This window comes from Mesorhizobium sp. LSJC269B00 (assembly GCF_000502815.1).
Classification (GTDB): Bacteria; Pseudomonadota; Alphaproteobacteria; order Rhizobiales; family Rhizobiaceae; genus Mesorhizobium.
The window spans coordinates 108,600-124,506 of the sequence record NZ_AYVN01000017.1 but is presented as its reverse complement, the minus strand read 5'-3'; the positions used below and the strand labels follow the sequence as shown (position 1 = coordinate 124,506).

14 protein-coding genes, 2 tRNA genes and 3 pseudogenes are annotated in these 15,907 nt (G+C 61.7%); 6 read left to right on the top strand and 13 right to left on the bottom strand.

Going from position 1 to position 15,907, the window contains the following annotated elements:
- Positions 1–327: 327 nt before the first annotated feature.
- From X771_RS1000000167480 to X771_RS1000000169490, 4 genes and pseudogenes are all read right to left on the bottom strand, one after another.
- Positions 328–621, bottom strand: a complete 294-nt coding sequence (locus X771_RS1000000167480) for a helix-turn-helix transcriptional regulator (protein ID WP_084566836.1) — start codon at positions 619–621, stop codon at positions 328–330.
- A gap of 323 nt (positions 622–944) precedes the next feature.
- Complete coding sequence (locus tag X771_RS137965) at positions 945–1,244, bottom strand: DUF1236 domain-containing protein (protein ID WP_023669226.1); 300 nt, start codon at positions 1,242–1,244, stop codon at positions 945–947.
- A gap of 1,301 nt (positions 1,245–2,545) precedes the next feature.
- Positions 2,546–2,671: a hypothetical protein gene (locus X771_RS1000000169830; protein ID WP_023690236.1), complete on the bottom strand. Its 126-nt coding sequence runs from the start codon at positions 2,669–2,671 to the stop codon at positions 2,546–2,548.
- A gap of 378 nt (positions 2,672–3,049) precedes the next feature.
- Positions 3,050–3,286, bottom strand: a pseudogene (locus X771_RS1000000169490) (hypothetical protein); the annotation flags it as partial.
- Positions 3,287–3,894: 608 nt separating this feature from the next.
- On the opposite strand from X771_RS1000000169490, the pseudogene X771_RS137980 reads away from it, so the two are divergent.
- From X771_RS137980 to X771_RS137985, 3 genes and pseudogenes are all read left to right on the top strand, one after another.
- Positions 3,895–4,101, top strand: a pseudogene (locus X771_RS137980) (adenylate/guanylate cyclase domain-containing protein); the annotation flags it as partial.
- 276 nt (positions 4,102–4,377) lie between these two features.
- Complete coding sequence (locus tag X771_RS0135140) at positions 4,378–4,668, top strand: hypothetical protein (protein ID WP_023690232.1); 291 nt, start codon at positions 4,378–4,380, stop codon at positions 4,666–4,668.
- Positions 4,661–5,848, top strand: coding sequence for a hypothetical protein (locus tag X771_RS137985; protein ID WP_050587499.1), 1,188 nt, complete (start codon positions 4,661–4,663; stop codon positions 5,846–5,848). Before X771_RS0135140 ends, X771_RS137985 begins: the two co-directional genes overlap by 8 nt.
- A gap of 45 nt (positions 5,849–5,893) precedes the next feature.
- Here the strand turns inward: X771_RS137985 and X771_RS137990 are convergent.
- A tRNA-Asp gene (locus tag X771_RS137990) sits at positions 5,894–5,970 on the bottom strand.
- Positions 5,971–6,188: 218 nt separating this feature from the next.
- Here X771_RS137990 and X771_RS137995 point away from each other — a divergent pair.
- Positions 6,189–6,264 (top strand) — tRNA-Val (locus tag X771_RS137995).
- A gap of 42 nt (positions 6,265–6,306) precedes the next feature.
- On the opposite strand, the gene X771_RS1000000166035 is transcribed toward X771_RS137995, so the two are convergent.
- Together X771_RS1000000166035 and X771_RS138000 are read right to left on the bottom strand one after the other, a co-directional pair.
- Complete coding sequence (locus X771_RS1000000166035) at positions 6,307–7,173, bottom strand: toll/interleukin-1 receptor domain-containing protein (RefSeq protein ID WP_023690230.1); 867 nt, start codon at positions 7,171–7,173, stop codon at positions 6,307–6,309.
- Between the two features lie 530 nt (positions 7,174–7,703).
- Positions 7,704–8,267 (bottom strand): hypothetical protein, encoded by a 564-nt coding sequence (locus tag X771_RS138000; protein WP_031203220.1) that lies wholly within the window; start codon positions 8,265–8,267, stop codon positions 7,704–7,706.
- Between the two features lie 87 nt (positions 8,268–8,354).
- On the opposite strand from X771_RS138000, the gene X771_RS138005 reads away from it, so the two are divergent.
- Complete coding sequence (locus X771_RS138005) at positions 8,355–9,176, top strand: M15 family metallopeptidase (protein WP_198025862.1); 822 nt, start codon at positions 8,355–8,357, stop codon at positions 9,174–9,176.
- Here the strand turns inward: X771_RS138005 and X771_RS138010 are convergent, their stop codons facing one another.
- The 5 genes from X771_RS138010 to X771_RS138030 form a co-directional block, all read right to left on the bottom strand.
- Positions 9,177–9,947, bottom strand: coding sequence for an SDR family oxidoreductase (locus tag X771_RS138010; RefSeq protein WP_023690227.1), 771 nt, complete (start codon positions 9,945–9,947; stop codon positions 9,177–9,179).
- Positions 9,948–9,960: 13 nt separating this feature from the next.
- Positions 9,961–10,956 (bottom strand): ABC transporter permease, encoded by a 996-nt coding sequence (locus X771_RS138015; RefSeq protein ID WP_023690226.1) that lies wholly within the window; start codon positions 10,954–10,956, stop codon positions 9,961–9,963.
- 160 nt (positions 10,957–11,116) lie between these two features.
- Complete coding sequence (locus X771_RS138020) at positions 11,117–12,157, bottom strand: sugar ABC transporter substrate-binding protein (protein ID WP_023684845.1); 1,041 nt, start codon at positions 12,155–12,157, stop codon at positions 11,117–11,119.
- Between the two features lie 41 nt (positions 12,158–12,198).
- Entirely contained in the window at positions 12,199–12,963 is a 765-nt protein-coding gene (locus X771_RS138025) for an ATP-binding cassette domain-containing protein (protein ID WP_023690225.1), read from the bottom strand.
- Positions 12,960–14,126 (bottom strand): ROK family transcriptional regulator, encoded by a 1,167-nt coding sequence (locus X771_RS138030; protein WP_023690224.1) that lies wholly within the window; start codon positions 14,124–14,126, stop codon positions 12,960–12,962. Before X771_RS138030 ends, X771_RS138025 begins: the two co-directional genes overlap by 4 nt.
- 212 nt (positions 14,127–14,338) lie before the next feature.
- On the opposite strand from X771_RS138030, the gene X771_RS138035 reads away from it, so the two are divergent.
- On the top strand, positions 14,339–15,520 hold the full coding sequence (locus X771_RS138035; protein WP_023690222.1) for a M24 family metallopeptidase: 1,182 nt from the start codon (positions 14,339–14,341) through the stop codon (positions 15,518–15,520).
- Positions 15,521–15,567: 47 nt separating this feature from the next.
- Here X771_RS138035 and X771_RS138040 read toward each other — a convergent pair.
- Positions 15,568–15,828 (bottom strand): annotated as a pseudogene (locus tag X771_RS138040) (ABC transporter permease subunit); the annotation flags it as partial.
- Positions 15,829–15,907 lie beyond the last annotated feature (79 nt).

The window sequence follows — 15,907 nt, the reverse complement described above, 5'->3', positions numbered from 1 at the left end:
GACGTACCTTTAGAATTCCAATGCCCCTCCTGTTCACGCCGTATGGTGAGAAGGGGATCCTGGCTGNGAACTGCGCGACGTACCTTTAGAATTCCAATGCCCCTCCTGTTCACGCCGTATGGTGAGAAGGGGATCCTGGCTGAAAACGATTGCCGGTTTCAAATGCGATAGTTGCAGGTCCAGAGTGCGGATCGGCTACGAAGAGAAGCTGGCCATATTCGAGCGGCACCTTAGAAAGGTGAGCGCCAGCACAAAGTCAGTGAACAACCGCCCTTGTTAGCGGCCGCTTTAGAGATCGGGTGCAGTGGGTACACGGGCTTTTCCCCGCTATCCTTTTTTCTCCCGGCCCCGCCACCGTCTATCATCGGCGGCTAGGCCGCTATCACCTTCTGAGCGGGCTAGCGATGGAGTGCCTTGGACGGTGAAAACGATTCCGGCATCCTCAAACGCTTTGCGGATGGCGGCGATGTTGTGGGGACGCGGTTTCCTGTATCCGTTCTCAAAAGCGCTGATCACCATCTCGCTAAGATTGGCCTTGGCGGCAAGTCGCACACGCGGCCAGTTCAGTAGGGCTCGTGCTGCTCTGACTTGATCTGCTGAGAGTACGGTTCGGCTGTCCATAGCCAGTCGAACATTTAGTATCGCTAAACTGTTCCCCTTGACCTTCTGCGATTTCTAACGGTGTGAGGCCGGCCTGTCGCAAGCCGTCATCGATTGTGGCTGCAACCTTTCGGACGGTTGTTACCTCGGCACCAACAAGACGTGCTGCCTGCATTCTTGCTTGGAGATCAGCCAAGCGGGCAACCAGGGCTTGCGTCCTCTCGAGTTCAGGGTTCGTCATGTTCATTGTCCAGCTGAGTGGCAATTCGATTTGTCCGGCTGAGTATCGTTTGAATGCACACACTCGCCACCCAAGGGTGGCGAGCGTGGGTTCGTTCGAAATCTCAGTCGTAAACTTTCACGATCTTGCGGGTACCCGGATCGACCAGGACCGTGCGGTTGTCGACCACCACGTAACGGTATTTGACGTTCGGGACCTCGTGGATCTCCACAGTTTCCGGCAGAGCTGTCCCGACGTTCAATTCCACGCCGGGAAGGTTCACCGAAGCCAAGGGCTGCTTCTTAACATACTCACGGATGACCGTGTCCTGTTCCGGCTGGATGATAATGTCGTCAGCGGCGGCGGAGCCGATCCCCGCCAAGAGCAACATGGCTGCGGCGGTGTTCACAAAGTGCATCTTCATATCTTCTCTCCTGCAAGGACCGGCACACGACGACCATCGTCCCGCACTGCCCGGCAACCAACTTTGAACCGGGGTAAACGTTCCCGCCTACGCACCTTTGTCTAATCCGATTGGTCTAAAGTCCGACCGTACAACGCAATGGTCTTACCTTTGGACTAGGCGGAACGGATTAGGGCTTCAGCTTGTTGTTTCTCCACAACGGGAGAGAACAAATGGATCAAAGTGTTGGCCAGGCGCGATGGTTGCTCGCACCGATTTTTGCAACAGCCGTTACCTTTCTGGTAATGGCGGTCGTCCTTAGCTGACATGTCTTGGATCGGCGCAGCCAGGTCCCTTCCTGCGCTGATAGGATTCGCGAGTTGCTTGAGCGGCTGGCAAATCCTCTATTTTACCGTGCGCTGGGCCTGCTCCTTCAGCAGGCGGGGCGCTTCGTTCAGCTCATGTAACTTGGGAGGTTTACTATGGATCGGCGATCCTTTTTGACAGCGATATTTGGCGTTGCAGGGGCAGCAGCCTTTGCAAGCGCGGTCCGGCCTATCAACGCATTGGCCGGTGTTCCAGCGGCAAAAAGCGGCATTCTCGAAGAACTCGACGCGCCAGACGCCTTCGACAACGAAGGTACTCACGCGGAAGTGGAGCCGGTCAACCATCGGCGCTACTACGACCAAGATTACGACCCAGACTACGACCCAGATTACTACCACCGGCGCCGCCGCCGCCGGCGCGGCTGGAGAAGAGTCTGCCGTAGTTACTGGCGACACGGGCGCCGTCGGGTCCGGTGCTATCGCCGACGTGGTCCTTCGGTCGTCTTGCGATTTTAGCTAGTCGGCTGCTTCTGCTCATGGCCCGTTCCGGCTGACGTGCTGAGAACGGGCCGGTGCTGCCTCACGGTGGCTGGCTTCAGTTTTTGTGTGGCACGATGTAGCGACTGCTCACCGCACCCGCCCCTGTGCCCCGCGTGACGACAATCGTGCTATACCCGGCTGGAAGGGAACCTGTAGCGGAGGGATCAATCGAACTGCATCGCCCCACGATCTCCCCGTTGGGAGCGCCCTCGAGCCTCACGGCTAACGCTAACTGGCATGTCTCAAGGGATCCGAACATGGACGGTGATGTATCGAGTGGCTTGCAGACTCCCTGGGCGGGACTGCAAGAAAGCAAAATCATCACAGCTGCAGTTGCCGGATCCATTCGTGAAGCTCCGTTGTTCGACGAGCCTCAACGCGGAATAGCGAGCTTTGTTTCGCAGGTGCTAAAATATGAGTTTTCTGGTCTGGCTCACGGTGGCGGACTTTTCATTGTCACAGCTTTCGCCTCTCAATTGTCGATCCCGAACGGTAAAACAGCCATCCGACGAGACACACCGAGAGGATTGCGATGGCCAGAAGGATGCCGCCGGCAATGTTCACCATCAACATGAAATCCATCGGACCTCTCCCTCTTATATGCCGACAGTCGGAAACTCGTGAAATCAACATGGGTGAACAGGTTGCGAACATGCTGCTACGGTTTTTGCAGAGCCACGGGATGAGACGAGACGGACCAGCACGACAGGGACTAGCTCTCGTCGCAACAAATTGACACACAAGGACTCGACGGAGTCGAACGGCAAGGGCAGGGACGCCATCAAGCGAATTTCAAAACCGGTGCCTTGGCCGACGGGTAATCGCTGATAACATCAAGGTATGCCCTGAGGTGACGTCACAAGGCAGTGTGCTGGGTGCCGATTGGGCGGGCGGGTTGTATGATGCCCGGCGTATTGGCCGGTTTAGAATGGAAGCTTGATTTCGCCGACCGAGAGAGGCCTACCGGCCGCTATGAGCGCCGCAACCGTCTCTCTGTCCTGTTGCCGGCGCTTCACGAGNGCCGACCGAGAGAGGCCTACCGGCCGCTATGAGCGCCGCAACCGTCTCTCTGTCCTGTTGCCGGCGCTTCACGAGGCCGTTCAGCACCCTGTCGAGAGATATCGCGCCGGCGCCGGCTACGGCCAGGACGAACATGCCGCCCGCTTTGGCGAGATCCTTTTCGAAATGCAGCAATTTCACGACCATATCGCATCCGCAGCGCATGAGGTTTCTTGATCCCGACCGGGGCAGCACCTTGCGGTAGACAGGTGAGTCAGCCGGCCGCAGGCGGCCGACCTCTCGCCTTCCAGAGGTCCTGGAATGCGCCGACCGACCCCGTCGTGCTCGTCAATGTGTAGGTTTGCAGTGTGGTGTTCCTTCAAGGTCAATCAGCAGCTTATGCATGGAGGACCACGGCAAGCGGCGTTTTATTCCCGGACAGCGCAATTTCTGTCTCGGCAATGTGATTGGTCCGGGCGCCTCGTTTTTTTAACGCTCTTTGGCCCGCAACATCGGCCGTCCAGTTCGGGAATATCGGGGCCTTTCAAGAATTCGGATATTATGAGAGCAGCGACGCGTCGGGCGACGAAGGGGGAAACAACTTCGCAGTCTCGTGCGACAGCGGCAAAGCTGCCTTCCTCAGCAGCGTCGAGTAAGTGGCGGAGCAGGCTTTGTGTCCTGTCACTGTAGCCAATTTCCACCCGAGCCGAGAGGAGGCGCCTGGCTCAGCGTCTGCTTGCCGGCATCCTGTGTGGGGCGGGAGCGCGGGGGGCAGTCCAGGCGACCGGCAGGCAACACTCGCGTCTGTCTATCGCGGCGATGGGAGCCTCGTCGAGTTCAGCAGCGTTGTGGAAGCAGTCCGCTGCGCGCGTCAAAACGCTATTGCTAAGCACAATGCCGGGGTGCCCGATGATCGTCGCATTGAGTTCCGGATTGGCATTCATCTGGGTGACGTCGTGCAGGAGCACGATGGCGACCTGATGGGTAGTGGCGTCAACATCGCCGAGGGTATCCGGGTTGCCCGGGCGTAGCGGCTTTGAAGCCGCCGATTACAAGTATTCTCGCCCTGTGGCCGCCGATTCTGCGAATTAAGGATTGGACGAATAGGCATGGGGGAAAAAGGCCGTTATTCTAAGCCTCATTCACCCTCGATGCAGGAATAACGAGATCACGGAGTAGGAAAATCGCATGCTGTGCGGCGGAGGTGCTGACACGGGCGAAATTCACACCCGCTCAACGACAAGCGCCCATCCGCTGTCCCGATGGACGGTGGATAGAGTTTTGGTGCCATGAGCCAAACCCACACATTACAACCGTCATCTATCCGCTTCCCGGTACAGCCGCGGCTCGTGCCGGCGGTCAAGGCGGCGCGTTATCTCCACCTGACGCTGCGGGAATTCATGGAATTGCTGCCCGCGTTGCAGGATCAAGGCTTTCCCAAGGCCTGCCCAATCACCGGCAACTACGACATGGTTGCGATCGACTCCTGGCTCGATCGACGCTCGGGTCTTGCAGGATCGGGATCCGGCGGGCAGTCTAGCATTGACATTGCAAGAGCGAGGCTGGCGACCCTTGGGTAAGATCAAGTTGAAGCACTACGTCATCCGTAAGGGCAGGTACGGCTACTGGCTGCCGACGCCGAAGATGGTCGAAGCTGGCTTCAGATGCATTTCCTGTGGAATCGACGGGCCTGAGGCTTGGACGATAGCCAGGGAGTGGGAAGACCGCTGGCAGGAACTCCGCAAGGGCAGGGAGCCGTCGCGCCTGCATGTATGGCCAAAGGATTCCATCGGAGACGCCTTTGCACGCTATCGCCGCATGGATGCATGGAAGCGCAAGCCACCGCGCACCCGCGAGGATTGGGAACGCGGCTGGACCTTCATCGAGCCGTACTTCGCCGACCTGCCGCCAGCCGACATCACCCTCGAGCTGCTCGACGACTGGTATGGCCGTCTGCTCCGGGTCAAAGGTGTCGACATCGCCTACCGTGCCGTAAAGACGTGGCGTTCGCTCTATAATGTCATGGCCGGCATGAAGCTATGCCCGCCCGGCTCCGACCCATCGCAGGCGATCCGCCGCCAGACGCCACCACCGCGCCACCAGACCTGGACGGCAGGCGAGGCGGTGCGCATGGTCAAGGGCGCCTGGCGCGCCGGCTACCGCGGACTGGCCTGCGTCATCGCCGTTGCGTGGGACACGAGCTTCTCACCCGTCGACGTGCGCACGCTCACACCGGCGCAGGCAATGCAGACAGCACAGGAATGGGGTTTTCTGATTGCACGCAGCAAGAGTGGCGAGGCGGCTTTCGGCACGCTGTCGTCACGCACGCAGCGCCTGGTGCTGGCCTATGTCGAATCACTAGGCGTCACCCTGCTTGACGATGCGCCGATCTTTCGCTCGCGCGGTTTCGCGCCGGGCCCGAAGGGCGGCCGGCCGCGCGCCGGCGTGCCTTACACCAAGGATTCTCTGGTCGACGACTTTGCCGATCTGCGCACGCTGGTGTTCGGGACATCAGAGAAGCGGCGGCTGATGGACATGCGGCGTTCCGGCGCGGTCGAGGCAAATGCCGGAGGCGCGTCGGTCGAGGCAATCTCGGCCAAGATGGGCAATTCGATCGACGGGAACAAGGCGCTGCAGAAGACCTATATGCCGGTCAATCTGGCCGCCGTCCGCTCAGCTGACGCCAGCCGCCGCAAGGGCAGAACGCTGCTTGGCCTGGAACGGAACGAATACAGAAAGTTGAAACTCTCCGGAGAATGAGAGTTGAAACTTTTCAAGGGGCGGTAGCTAACCCCTTGAAATTAATGGCGCGAGTGACGGGGCTCGAACCCGCGACCTCCGGCGTGACAGGCCGGCACTCTAACCAACTGAGCTACACCCGCGCATTGGACGAGCACGTGTCAGCCGTGTTCGTCGTTGGGGCGGTGGATAAGGGGTTCGCCACCGGGTGTCAAGCGCAGCTGGACAGCATAAACGCAAACAGGAGAAGGTTTTTTGACGGGCGGCACTTTGCCCGCGAAAACCACTGTGCGGCTAAGCTCGCAGCTGTTCATTTGGCCTTGCGAAGCCGGTTGCGACCGCTTAAAGGTCCGGCCGGAGCGGGCGATTAGCTCAGTTGGTAGAGCGCTTCGTTTACACCGAAGATGTCGGCGGTTCGAGCCCGTCATCGCCCACCACTCAATTTCTTGATAAATCGGTGCTTGCCCGGAGTTACGGTCTCATATCCGGTTGTATGCGTTGTCGGCATTCTGCTTCCTGGCCTTGTCGCGTTCGAAAGGGGTGACGCAGACCAAGTCGCTCTCGAACGCTTCACGCCAGACGTAGCCGTCGCGGCAGGTGCTGTCGCCGTAAGGTCCGCCGGTCGGCGAACGATTGTTGCGGGCATTGGCATTCTGCGCCTGCACCTCGCCGTAGTCGGCAGGACTCACGCACACGCTGTCGCCGAAGATCGCCGATCGCCAGACGAATCCTTCCTTGCACCCTTTGGCCTCGATCGCTGCGGGCTCGATAGGCGACGGCAAAGGCAAAGGGGAGGGCCTCGGCCACAACGCCACCGTTGTCCCGCCGATGCCGAGCGCGATCATCGCGACCAGCCCGTGCAGCAGCCAGAGCCTCGGCCGCCGCGCCGCTGGCTTCGCTATCGCCGACGCAATCGCCGCCATATCGTCGTTGAAGCGCTCGTGGCGGACCTCCATGGCTTGACGCTTGGTCAGGTCCTGCAGATCGGGTGGCAAGGCGCTTTTCTTTGGCATGCTGGCGCCGTTGACGAGCACGGGGATGACGCGCACCCCAGCCTGGAGTGCCGTACGGATCTCCTTGCGCACGAAGTCGTCGGGGGACTCCAGCCGAACCTGGCCCTGCTCATCGGTAAGCGCGGCCCACTGCGGCCCCACGATCGCCAGCATGATTTTGCAGCTGGCCAAACTGCGGGCAAGCGCCACCTCAAAGTCATCGCCGGGGTTGAGCTTGTCGACGTCCATGAAGATGGACGCATCAGGAAGCGCGCGGTTCAGATTATCGTAGACGCGGCCCGCCACGCCGGAATCGGTCTGCCGTCGGTAGTTGATGAATACGTCGCCAAGCAAGGCCTGCCTCTTCCCACATCAACGAGAAGGCCCCAAAATAGCATGAGCGGTGACCTCGCAGCTAGTCTGGCGATGGACTGGCCATTACTGCGGGTGCAGTCCGTTTCATGTCTCGCCAGAGGACACATGCACCGGCCCTTCGCGTCGCACGGTGGACTAAGTACAAGAGGCCATTACGGCGCGTCGCCAAAGCGGAATATACACAAATGTCTTCCGTCTGGATGGCAGCTGCAGAGCAAGTTCGACCCACGCCCGCGACGATCGGCTCCGCCACTTCTTCCTGTTTCGGCTCGCAGATGCGGGCAAGCGTGTACTTGTCGACGTTGTTCGCATACGGCTTCGATATCGGCGTAGGTGCCGTGTCACCGTGCCGCGATAAGGGTTCACAGCGGTCGAGTTGACGATAGCGTTCTCAGCGAAGATGTTTGCGGTTCGAGCCCGTCATCGCCCACCATATCCGGCCCGCATATCCCGAATGCCAGGCGCGGCCGCAATGAGCCGCACCCGCCGTTCTTTCCTGGCGCGCTAGTCTATCGCTTGACGTAGCAGTTCTTCTTCACGCGGCGGATGGGATCCTCGCCAAAGGCGTCGACGCTGCATGTGACGCCGTTCCTGAATACGCCCTGGACGTACTGGCCACGCGCCCCGTATCTCACCACTTTGCGGCCACGGAACTCGCAGAACCGCCCCTCCGAGGCGCAGGCCACCCATCTGCCGCGGCCCTGGCCGTAATCATTATCGCCGTAATTGTCATCATTGCCGTAATTGTCGTCGTCGTTGTCACCATAATCATTACCGCTATCGCGCCTCGCAATATAGCAGGCCTTGTCGCGCCCGGGCGCCGGGTCGCCGAAGACGCGATTCGAGCAAGGCACGGAACGACGATCGAAGAAGCGGGAGGTGGTCTGGCCGCGCGCGCCGTAGACCACTTCCGAGGGGTAGGGCAGGCGGCACGTGCCGCCTTCATCGGCGCATTTCTGCATGCGCTGGGCCGACGCGGTGGCGGGGAAAAGGATAGAAACTGACGAGGCCAGGCCGACCAGGCAAATGAATGTAAACGTCATCCGGATCAAAGCAGTGAAGGTTTTTGACATGATTTTGTCTCCCGTTCGATTCGACCAGCATGGTACAGCTGCCTTGTTAAATGCACGATGAATGAAAGCCCTCGCGGAGGCAGCACAATGATCGACCATCCACGGCGGCTGATGTTACAGCTGCTATTGGCATTGGCAATCTCTGGTATTGGGCGCTTCGCCTATGCGGGGAATGTGGGCGACGGCGTCGACCAGCCCGCCGCCAAGGCAGCCTTGCTCAAGGCCTATCCCGGCCTTTTCACCATTTCGGGCAATGTCCTGACCTGGACCGACGGCACCACCATGGTGTGGAACGACGGCAAGCAGCGCGACGCCGACGCGCTGCTTGAGAGCCCCGACATCGAAGACATGTTTCGCTACGTCTATCCCAGAGCAGCCGAGGGCGCGCTTGTCCCGGCGGAGGATTTCGATCCCGGCCGTATCCGCAATGAACCTTTCTTCGAGAAGCTCTACGGGGCAAGTGCCGCCGAGGTGGGCAAGCACATCGCCAACGTCAAATGGTTGCCGAAGCTCGGCAAGAAGACCGTGCAGGTCACCAGGATTTTCGGCATCAACGACCAGCTGGGCAAGGTCTCCGCTGCGCTTGAGGCGATGCCCGCGGAGCTGAGCCGTTACGGGCTCAAGCCCGGCGGCGGCTTTGTCTGGCGGCCGATCGCCGGCACCGACCGGTTGAGCGTTCACTCGTTCGGAGCGGCCTTCGATATCAATGTCGGCTTCTCCGACTATTGGTACAACAACAGGAACAAAACCAACCCGAAGGCCCACATTCCCTTCAAGAACCGGATTCCGCTGGAAATCGTGGAATTGTTCGAGAAAAACGGCTTCATCTGGGGCGGGCGCTGGTATCACTACGACACCATGCACTTCGAGTACCGGCCTGAGTTGCTGCTGTACAAGAAATCCGGCTGATCACGGCGGCAGCAGCCGGAAATCCTTGCCTTCGGGGAGCAACTGGCCGCCGTCGACGACGATGGTGGTGCCGGTGATGTAGCTGGCATCGTCGGAGGCGAGGAACAGGAAGGCGTTGGCGACGTCGCGCGGACTGCCGAGGCGTCCGAGCGGGATCGAATCCTCCATGTTCTTGATGTAGGCGGCGCCGCGATGCAGCTCGATCGCTTCGGTCAGGATGTTGCCGGGCTCGACGCCGTTGACGGTGATGCCGTAGCCCGAAAATTCCAGCGCCGCCGAGCGGATGAAGCCGTTGATGCCGGCCTTGCTGGCGGCATAGTGGCCGTGGCCGGGGCTGGTGACGTGCGGACCGGTGATCGACGAGGTGTAGAGCATGCGCCCGTAACCTTGCACCTTCATCGGCGCCAGCGCCGCCAGCGTGGCGTTGAACGTGCCGCGCAGATTGACCGCCATCACCCGGTCCCAGTCGTCCGGGCTGGTGTTTTCGATCAGCTGCCAGGGATAGATGCCGGCATTCTGCACGACGATGTCGAGGCGGCCATGGCGGCTCAGCGCCAGCGCCACCGCAGCTTCTGCATCGGCCATTTGCGAGATGTCGGTGCGAATGAAATCCGCGCCGAGCTCGTCCGCGGTCGCCTGGCCGGCTTCGGCCTCGCTGTCGGCCAGGACCAGCCTTGCGCCTTCCTCGGCAAAGCGCAGCGCAATGCCCTTGCCGATGCCGCGCGCGCTGCCGACGATAAGCGCGACCTTGTCTTGCAGCCGTCCGGTCATGTGAGCTGTCCTGTCATGCGAGTCTTTGGCGAATGGTTTGCTTGAAGGCGTCGAGCAGCACGGCGGCGAGCACCAGCAGGCCATGGATCACCTGGGTGAAATTGGCCGGCAGGCCCATCAGGTTGATTGCCGTGTTGATGGAGGAGAGCAGCAGCACGCCGGCATAGACGCCGGGCAAGGTGCCGACACCGCCTTTCAGGCTGACGCCGCCGATGACGACCGCGGCAAAGGCGTTGAACAACAGCCCGGTGCCGAGATTGGCGGTGGCGCCCGAGGTGCGGATGGCGAGCAGCCAGCCGGCGAGGCCGGCAATGGCGCCGGCAAGTACGAAGGCGATGATCAGATTGCGGTTGACGCGAATGCCGGCGCGGAAGGTCGCGGTCTCGTTGCCGCCGATCATCACGAGGTGGCGGCCGAACGGCGTCTTGGCCATGATCAGCGAGAACAGGACGAAACAGGCGACGGCGATCCAGGCGGTCAGCGGCAGGCCGGCCATTCGCTGGATGCCGAACCAGCGGATGGCCGGCGCCAGATCCTGTGCCGAGCGGCCGCCGGAAATCACCAGCACCAGGCCGCGCACCCAGATGTAGGACGCCAGCGTAATGATAAAGGCGCTCATCTTCACCTTGACCACGAGATAGCCGTTGAAGGCGCCGATGAGGCCGCCGACGGCCAGCGCAACCAGCAGCGAAACCGGAACCATCAGCCATTGCGGATTGAGCTGTATGCCCATGCCGATGCCCGATGAGCAGAACAGGATGCCGACCGCCATGGCGCTGAGTGCGGCCACCGATTCCACCGACAGGTCCATATGGCCGGCAATGATGACCAGCGACAGGCCGATCGACATCACGCCGAGAACGCTCGAGGCCTCGATGATGTTGGCGAAGATGCCGAGCTGGAAGTAGTTGGGGACGAAGACGGAAAAGACAACCAGCACAAAGATCAGCATGAACCAGACGAGGTTGTCGAGGACGAACTCCAGGGCTTTGCGGCTGCGCGGGTTCATGGGCTGATCCGGTTGGCGCCCCCGAGAAAATCAGGCTGAGAAATCAACTCGATTTCGTCGGGTTCAGGCGCGGGTTTAGGTTCGCCACGGTGTCCTGGGACGCGGCGTCGTGAATGGGCAGGCTCCGGGCCGCAATGGCCCGGAGCGCTTCGCTAGGCGACTATTCGACAGACTTGATCGTGTCCGTCGGCGGCTTCTGGTTGCCCCAGAAGGCCGGATTGTCGACGTTTTCCTTGGTGATGGCGGCGCCCGGGATCTTGATGTTGGGGCCCCAGCTCTCCTTGGTCACGGTCGACTTCAAGCCGAGCACGTCATACTCGCCAGGCTTGATTTCCTGCTTGCCGGCGATCTTGTCCATGAACATCGCTACGGCCGCGGCCTGCGCGTAGAGCGGCTGCTCGACTTCGACATTGAGCCAGCCCTTGCGGATCAGGTCGAGACCGACCGGAGCGCCGTTCGAGCTCATCAGCATGACGTCGCCCGGCTTCTTGCCGGCGGCCTCGAGCGAGGCGACGGCTGCGACCGACAGGTGCGCGGCATGGCTGAAGATCAGGTCGATGTCGGGGTTGGCGAGCATCTGGTCGGCAACGATCGTGCCGGCGTTGCTGGCTTCCCATTGCATGGCCGGCAGCGAGATGATCTTGACGTCAGGAAACGCCTTCAACTTCTCCTCGAAACCCTTCTGGATGTCGAGCGTGTAGGGATCGCCGGGATCGCCGAGCACCTGCAGGATCTTGCCCTTCACAGAACCGTTCTTGGCGGTCAGAAGCTTTTGCGCCTGCTCGGCGGCGACGTAGCCGATCTCGACCGTGCCCGCCACCGAGGTAAAATCGGACGGGGTCGAGGTGATCTGGCGGTCGAACTCGACCACCGGGATGCCGGCCGCACGCGCCGCTTCGATGGACGGCTTCAGCGCGTTGAAATCGACGGCGGCCAGGATGATCGCCGCCGGCTTCAGCGCAATGACGTCGTTCATCTGCGATTGCTGCGCGTCGGTCTTGTTGTCGGCGTTGAGTGTTTTCACCTCATAGCCGACCTGCTTGAGGAACAGCTCCAGCGCGCTCACCGAGCCGGTCTGGAATTCATCGAGCAGGGTCGGGACCATGTAATAGACGGTGCCCTTGGTCTGGGACATTGCCGGCGTGAGCGAGGCAAGAGCCAGTGCCAGGATACCGAAGACAAGAACCAGTATTCGCTTCATGTCGTTCGCTCCTCTTTTATACCGGACCCCTCTTTTGTCCCTCAACCTGCCGGTCCGGCACCGGCAAGCGTCTCACCGGTGATCATGTTGATCACCGCATCGGGACTTGTTTTGTTGCGTGCGACATCGCCGGCCACGACGCCTTGCCGGATCACCACGATCCGGTCGGCGACCTGGAAAGCCTGTTGCATGATGTGGGTGATGATGACGACGCCGATGCCCTGGTTGGCCACCTGGCGGATCATCTCGAGACCGCGCCTGGTCTGCTCGACGCCGAGTGCCGCGAACGGCTCGTCAAGCAGCACCAGCTTGCCGCCCCAGTGCACGAAGCGGTTGAGCTCGATGGCCTGGCGTTGGCCGCCCGAGAGATGCTCGACATTGGTGCGCAGCGACGGGATGCGGGTGCCGGCACTTGCCAGCGCCTTGCCGACCACGGCCTCCATGGCGCGCTCGTCGAGGATGGGGACACCGAGAACCTTGCGGGTGATTTCGCGGCCCATGAAGAAATTGGCGACGACGTCGACATTGGTGCAGAGCGACAGGTCCTGGTAGACGGTCTCGATGCCGGCAGCCTTGGCCTCGGCCGGCGTTTTCGCCAGGAATTCCTTGCCCTCGAACAGCATGCGGCCGGAGCTCGGCTCGAGGCCGCCGGCGATGATCTTGACCAGTGTCGACTTGCCGGCGCCGTTGTCGCCGAGCAGCGCCACGACTTCGCCCTTGCCGATCGAGAAGCTGATGCCCTTCAGCGCATGAATGGCGCCGTAATTCTTGGTGACGTTTTCGAGTACCAGCAGCGGTTCGGTCATGCCGCCACTCCCTTGCTGTGCATGAGGTCTGACCGGCGCTCGCGCTCGGCAATGAACATCTGGCCGAAGCGCGGCGACAGCACGCCCGAAACGGCCAATGCAGCAGCGCCCCGCAGCACCGAATGCTTGCCGCCGGTCGCCACGGTCACGCGCGGTGTCTTGCGGTCGCGCCGCGCCGAGACCGAATTGGGAAGCTGTCCCGCCGCGCCGACCAGCTTTTCCAGCAGCTCGGTGGGCGCAAGCCCGCCGAGGATGACGGTTTCGGGGTCGAACACATTCTCGATGGTGACGATGGCGTTGCGGAAGATCGGCGCGATCTCGGCCACCCAGGCGGCGTCGCTGACGTTGCGGCGGCGACGTGCTTCGAGCGAGAGATACCGTTCGAGGCAGCCGCTGTTGCCGCATGGACAAGGTTCGCCGCCGGGAACGGCAGGGATGTGTCCGATTTCGCCGGCATTGCCCCAGGCGCCGCGCATCACCGCGCCGTCATGGACGATGACGCCGCCGAGGCCGACGCCGAAATAGAGGTAGTAGTATTCGGAATAACCGGAGCCGAGACCGTAAAGCCGTTCGCCCATGGCCGCCGCCGCCATGTCGGTCTCGAAGAAGGCCGGCAGCCCGGTCGACGCCGCCAGCCGTTCCGGCAGCGCGACATCCTTCCAGCCGGCCATGGTCGTCGGGCCGACGAAGCTCATCGATTCCACGCCGAACGGCCCGGGCAGTGCCATGCCGATGCCAAGCACGCGGCCGCCGGGCCGCAGCGCGGTCAATTCCGGCACCATCGCGCCGATCAGCTCGAAGGCATGGTCGGGCGTGGCATGCGGCGCCTCGCGGTGTGTGCTCTCGATGACATCGCCGCTGAGGTTGATCAGCGCCGCGTCGATGCCCATCGGGGTGAGGTGGACCCCGACGGCATAGCCGCCCTCGGGGTTGATCCTGAGCGTCGCCGGCGGCAATCCGCGGCCGCGCGGCTCTTCGCGCAGCGACAACAGATAGCCATGCTCTTCGAGCTCGCGAACGATGGTCGATACGGTCTGGACGGTGAGGCCGACCCGGCTGGCAATGTCGCCGCGGGCGATGGGGCCGTGCAGGCGGATGGACTCCAGCACGATGCGCCGGTTGTAGGGCCGCCCGAACTCCTGATTGGTTCCCCGCAGTGCCATGTCCCGCGCCCTTTAGGAAGGCTAAGACTTGCACAGGCAATTTATTCAGTCAAATGGAATTCAAAAATAATTCGGAATGGTTCCCAGACGCGGTGCAGGACCTGTCCCATGCGCCGCGCTGGCCGATTGCAGCCGGGCTGAAACCACCGCAATGGTGAATGACGTCAGGCGGGCGCGGGGCTCGCCCGACCAGTGATCCAGCAGGAAAACCGATGATCGAATTGCCTTTTGCGCGCGATGAGTACCAGCGGCGGCTCAAGAAGATCCGCGCCGAGATGGCGGCGCGTGGGCTGGAACTGCTGGTCGTCAACGATGTCGCCAACCAGCATTACATCACCGGCTATGACGGCTGGTCGTTCTACACGCCGCAGATCGTGCTTGTCCCGATCGAAAACGAGGCCGAGCCGGTCTGGATCGGCCGCGCCATGGATGCGGCAGGCGGCTTGCTGACGGCCTGGATGAAGCCGGAGAATGTGGTCGGCTTCCCCGAGGACCACGTGCAGCGCGCCGATCGCCATCCGATGGACTGGATAGCGGCCTGCATCGTCGCCAAGGGCTGGGGCGCGAGACATATCGGCATCGAGCTCGAAGCCTATTATTTCTCGCCGAAGGCGCATGCCCGGCTCGTCGCCGGCCTGCCCAATGCGAAATGGCACGACGCCGATCTGCTGGTGAACTGGATCCGCGCCGTCAAATCCGCGCCCGAAATTGCTTATCTGCGCAAGGCGTCGACACTTGCCGAATCGGCGGTTTCGCGGGCCTTCGAAGTCATCGCGCCAGGCGTGCGCGAATGCGATGCGATTGCCGCGATCCAGGCGGCGCAGATTGCCGGCAGTCCAGACTTCGCCGGCGACATCACGGCACTGCCGCCGACCATCCTCGGCGGCGAGAATGCATCGGCTCCGCACATCATGTGGAGCGATCGGCGCTTCGGCAAGGACGAAACGATTGCGCTCGAACTTGCCGGTGTCTGCCGCCGCTATGCCGCCGGCCTAGCCCGAACGATGCAGCTCGGCAAGACGCCGGCCCGTGTCGCCGACACCGCAAAGGCGGTGATCGAAGGCATGGATGCGGTGCTCGACGCGGTCAGGCCGGGGACCACAGCCGAAGCGGTCGAGGCCGCATGGCGCAAGGTTATCCAGCGCTACGGGCTGAAGAAGGAATCGCGCATCGGCTACTCCATTGGCGCCGCCTATCCCCCGGATTGGGGCGAGCACACGATCAGCCTGCGGCCCGGCGACAAGACCGCGCTGCAACCCGGCAATGTCGTGCACTCCATTCTTGGCATGTGGATGGATGGCTGGGGCATCGAGATCAGCGAGACCATTCTGGTGACCGAGACCGGCCATGAGACGCTAACCAAATTCCCGCGAGACATCCATGTCAAATCCTGACCGGTCAGCCACGACGGACGCCACCGCGACCCGCCTGACGCATCTGCTCAATATTGGATCGTCCGGCGCTCGATCAGCACCACAAGACAAAACAGGACGATCGACAGGCCCGATGACAGCACGATCGCCGCGTAGAGGCGGTCCGACTGGTAGTTGAAGGACGCCTGGATGATCAGCACGCCAAGTCCTTGGTCGGAGCCGATCCATTCGCCGACAATGGCGCCGATCACGGCGGTGGCCGAGGCAATCCTCAGCGATGAGAACAGCATCGGCAAAGCGCGCGGCAGCCGCAGGCTCCAAAACACTTCTGGGCGCGTGCCTCAGAGGGTTTCCAGCTTGCAGAAACTTCACGCCGCAGGGCGTGAGTCAACGATCACGACGCCGGAG

Bases quoted from the DNA above. Each gene is read 5' to 3' on its own strand.
- X771_RS1000000167480 (WP_084566836.1), bottom strand. From the start codon at position 621: ATGGACAGCCGAACCGTACTCTCAGCAGATCAAGTCAGAGCAGCACGA.
- X771_RS137965 (WP_023669226.1), bottom strand. From the start codon at position 1,244: ATGAAGATGCACTTTGTGAACACCGCCGCAGCCATGTTGCTCTTGGCG.
- X771_RS1000000169830 (WP_023690236.1), bottom strand. From the start codon at position 2,671: ATGGATTTCATGTTGATGGTGAACATTGCCGGCGGCATCCTTCTGGCC.
- X771_RS0135140 (WP_023690232.1), top strand. From the start codon at position 4,378: ATGAGCCAAACCCACACATTACAACCGTCATCTATCCGCTTCCCGGTA.
- X771_RS138000 (WP_031203220.1), bottom strand. From the start codon at position 8,267: ATGTCAAAAACCTTCACTGCTTTGATCCGGATGACGTTTACATTCATT.
- X771_RS138005 (WP_198025862.1), top strand. From the start codon at position 8,355: ATGATCGACCATCCACGGCGGCTGATGTTACAGCTGCTATTGGCATTG.
- X771_RS138010 (WP_023690227.1), bottom strand. From the start codon at position 9,947: ATGACCGGACGGCTGCAAGACAAGGTCGCGCTTATCGTCGGCAGCGCG.
- X771_RS138015 (WP_023690226.1), bottom strand. From the start codon at position 10,956: ATGAACCCGCGCAGCCGCAAAGCCCTGGAGTTCGTCCTCGACAACCTC.
- X771_RS138020 (WP_023684845.1), bottom strand. From the start codon at position 12,157: ATGAAGCGAATACTGGTTCTTGTCTTCGGTATCCTGGCACTGGCTCTT.
- X771_RS138025 (WP_023690225.1), bottom strand. From the start codon at position 12,963: ATGACCGAACCGCTGCTGGTACTCGAAAACGTCACCAAGAATTACGGC.
- X771_RS138030 (WP_023690224.1), bottom strand. From the start codon at position 14,126: ATGGCACTGCGGGGAACCAATCAGGAGTTCGGGCGGCCCTACAACCGG.
- X771_RS138035 (WP_023690222.1), top strand. From the start codon at position 14,339: ATGATCGAATTGCCTTTTGCGCGCGATGAGTACCAGCGGCGGCTCAAG.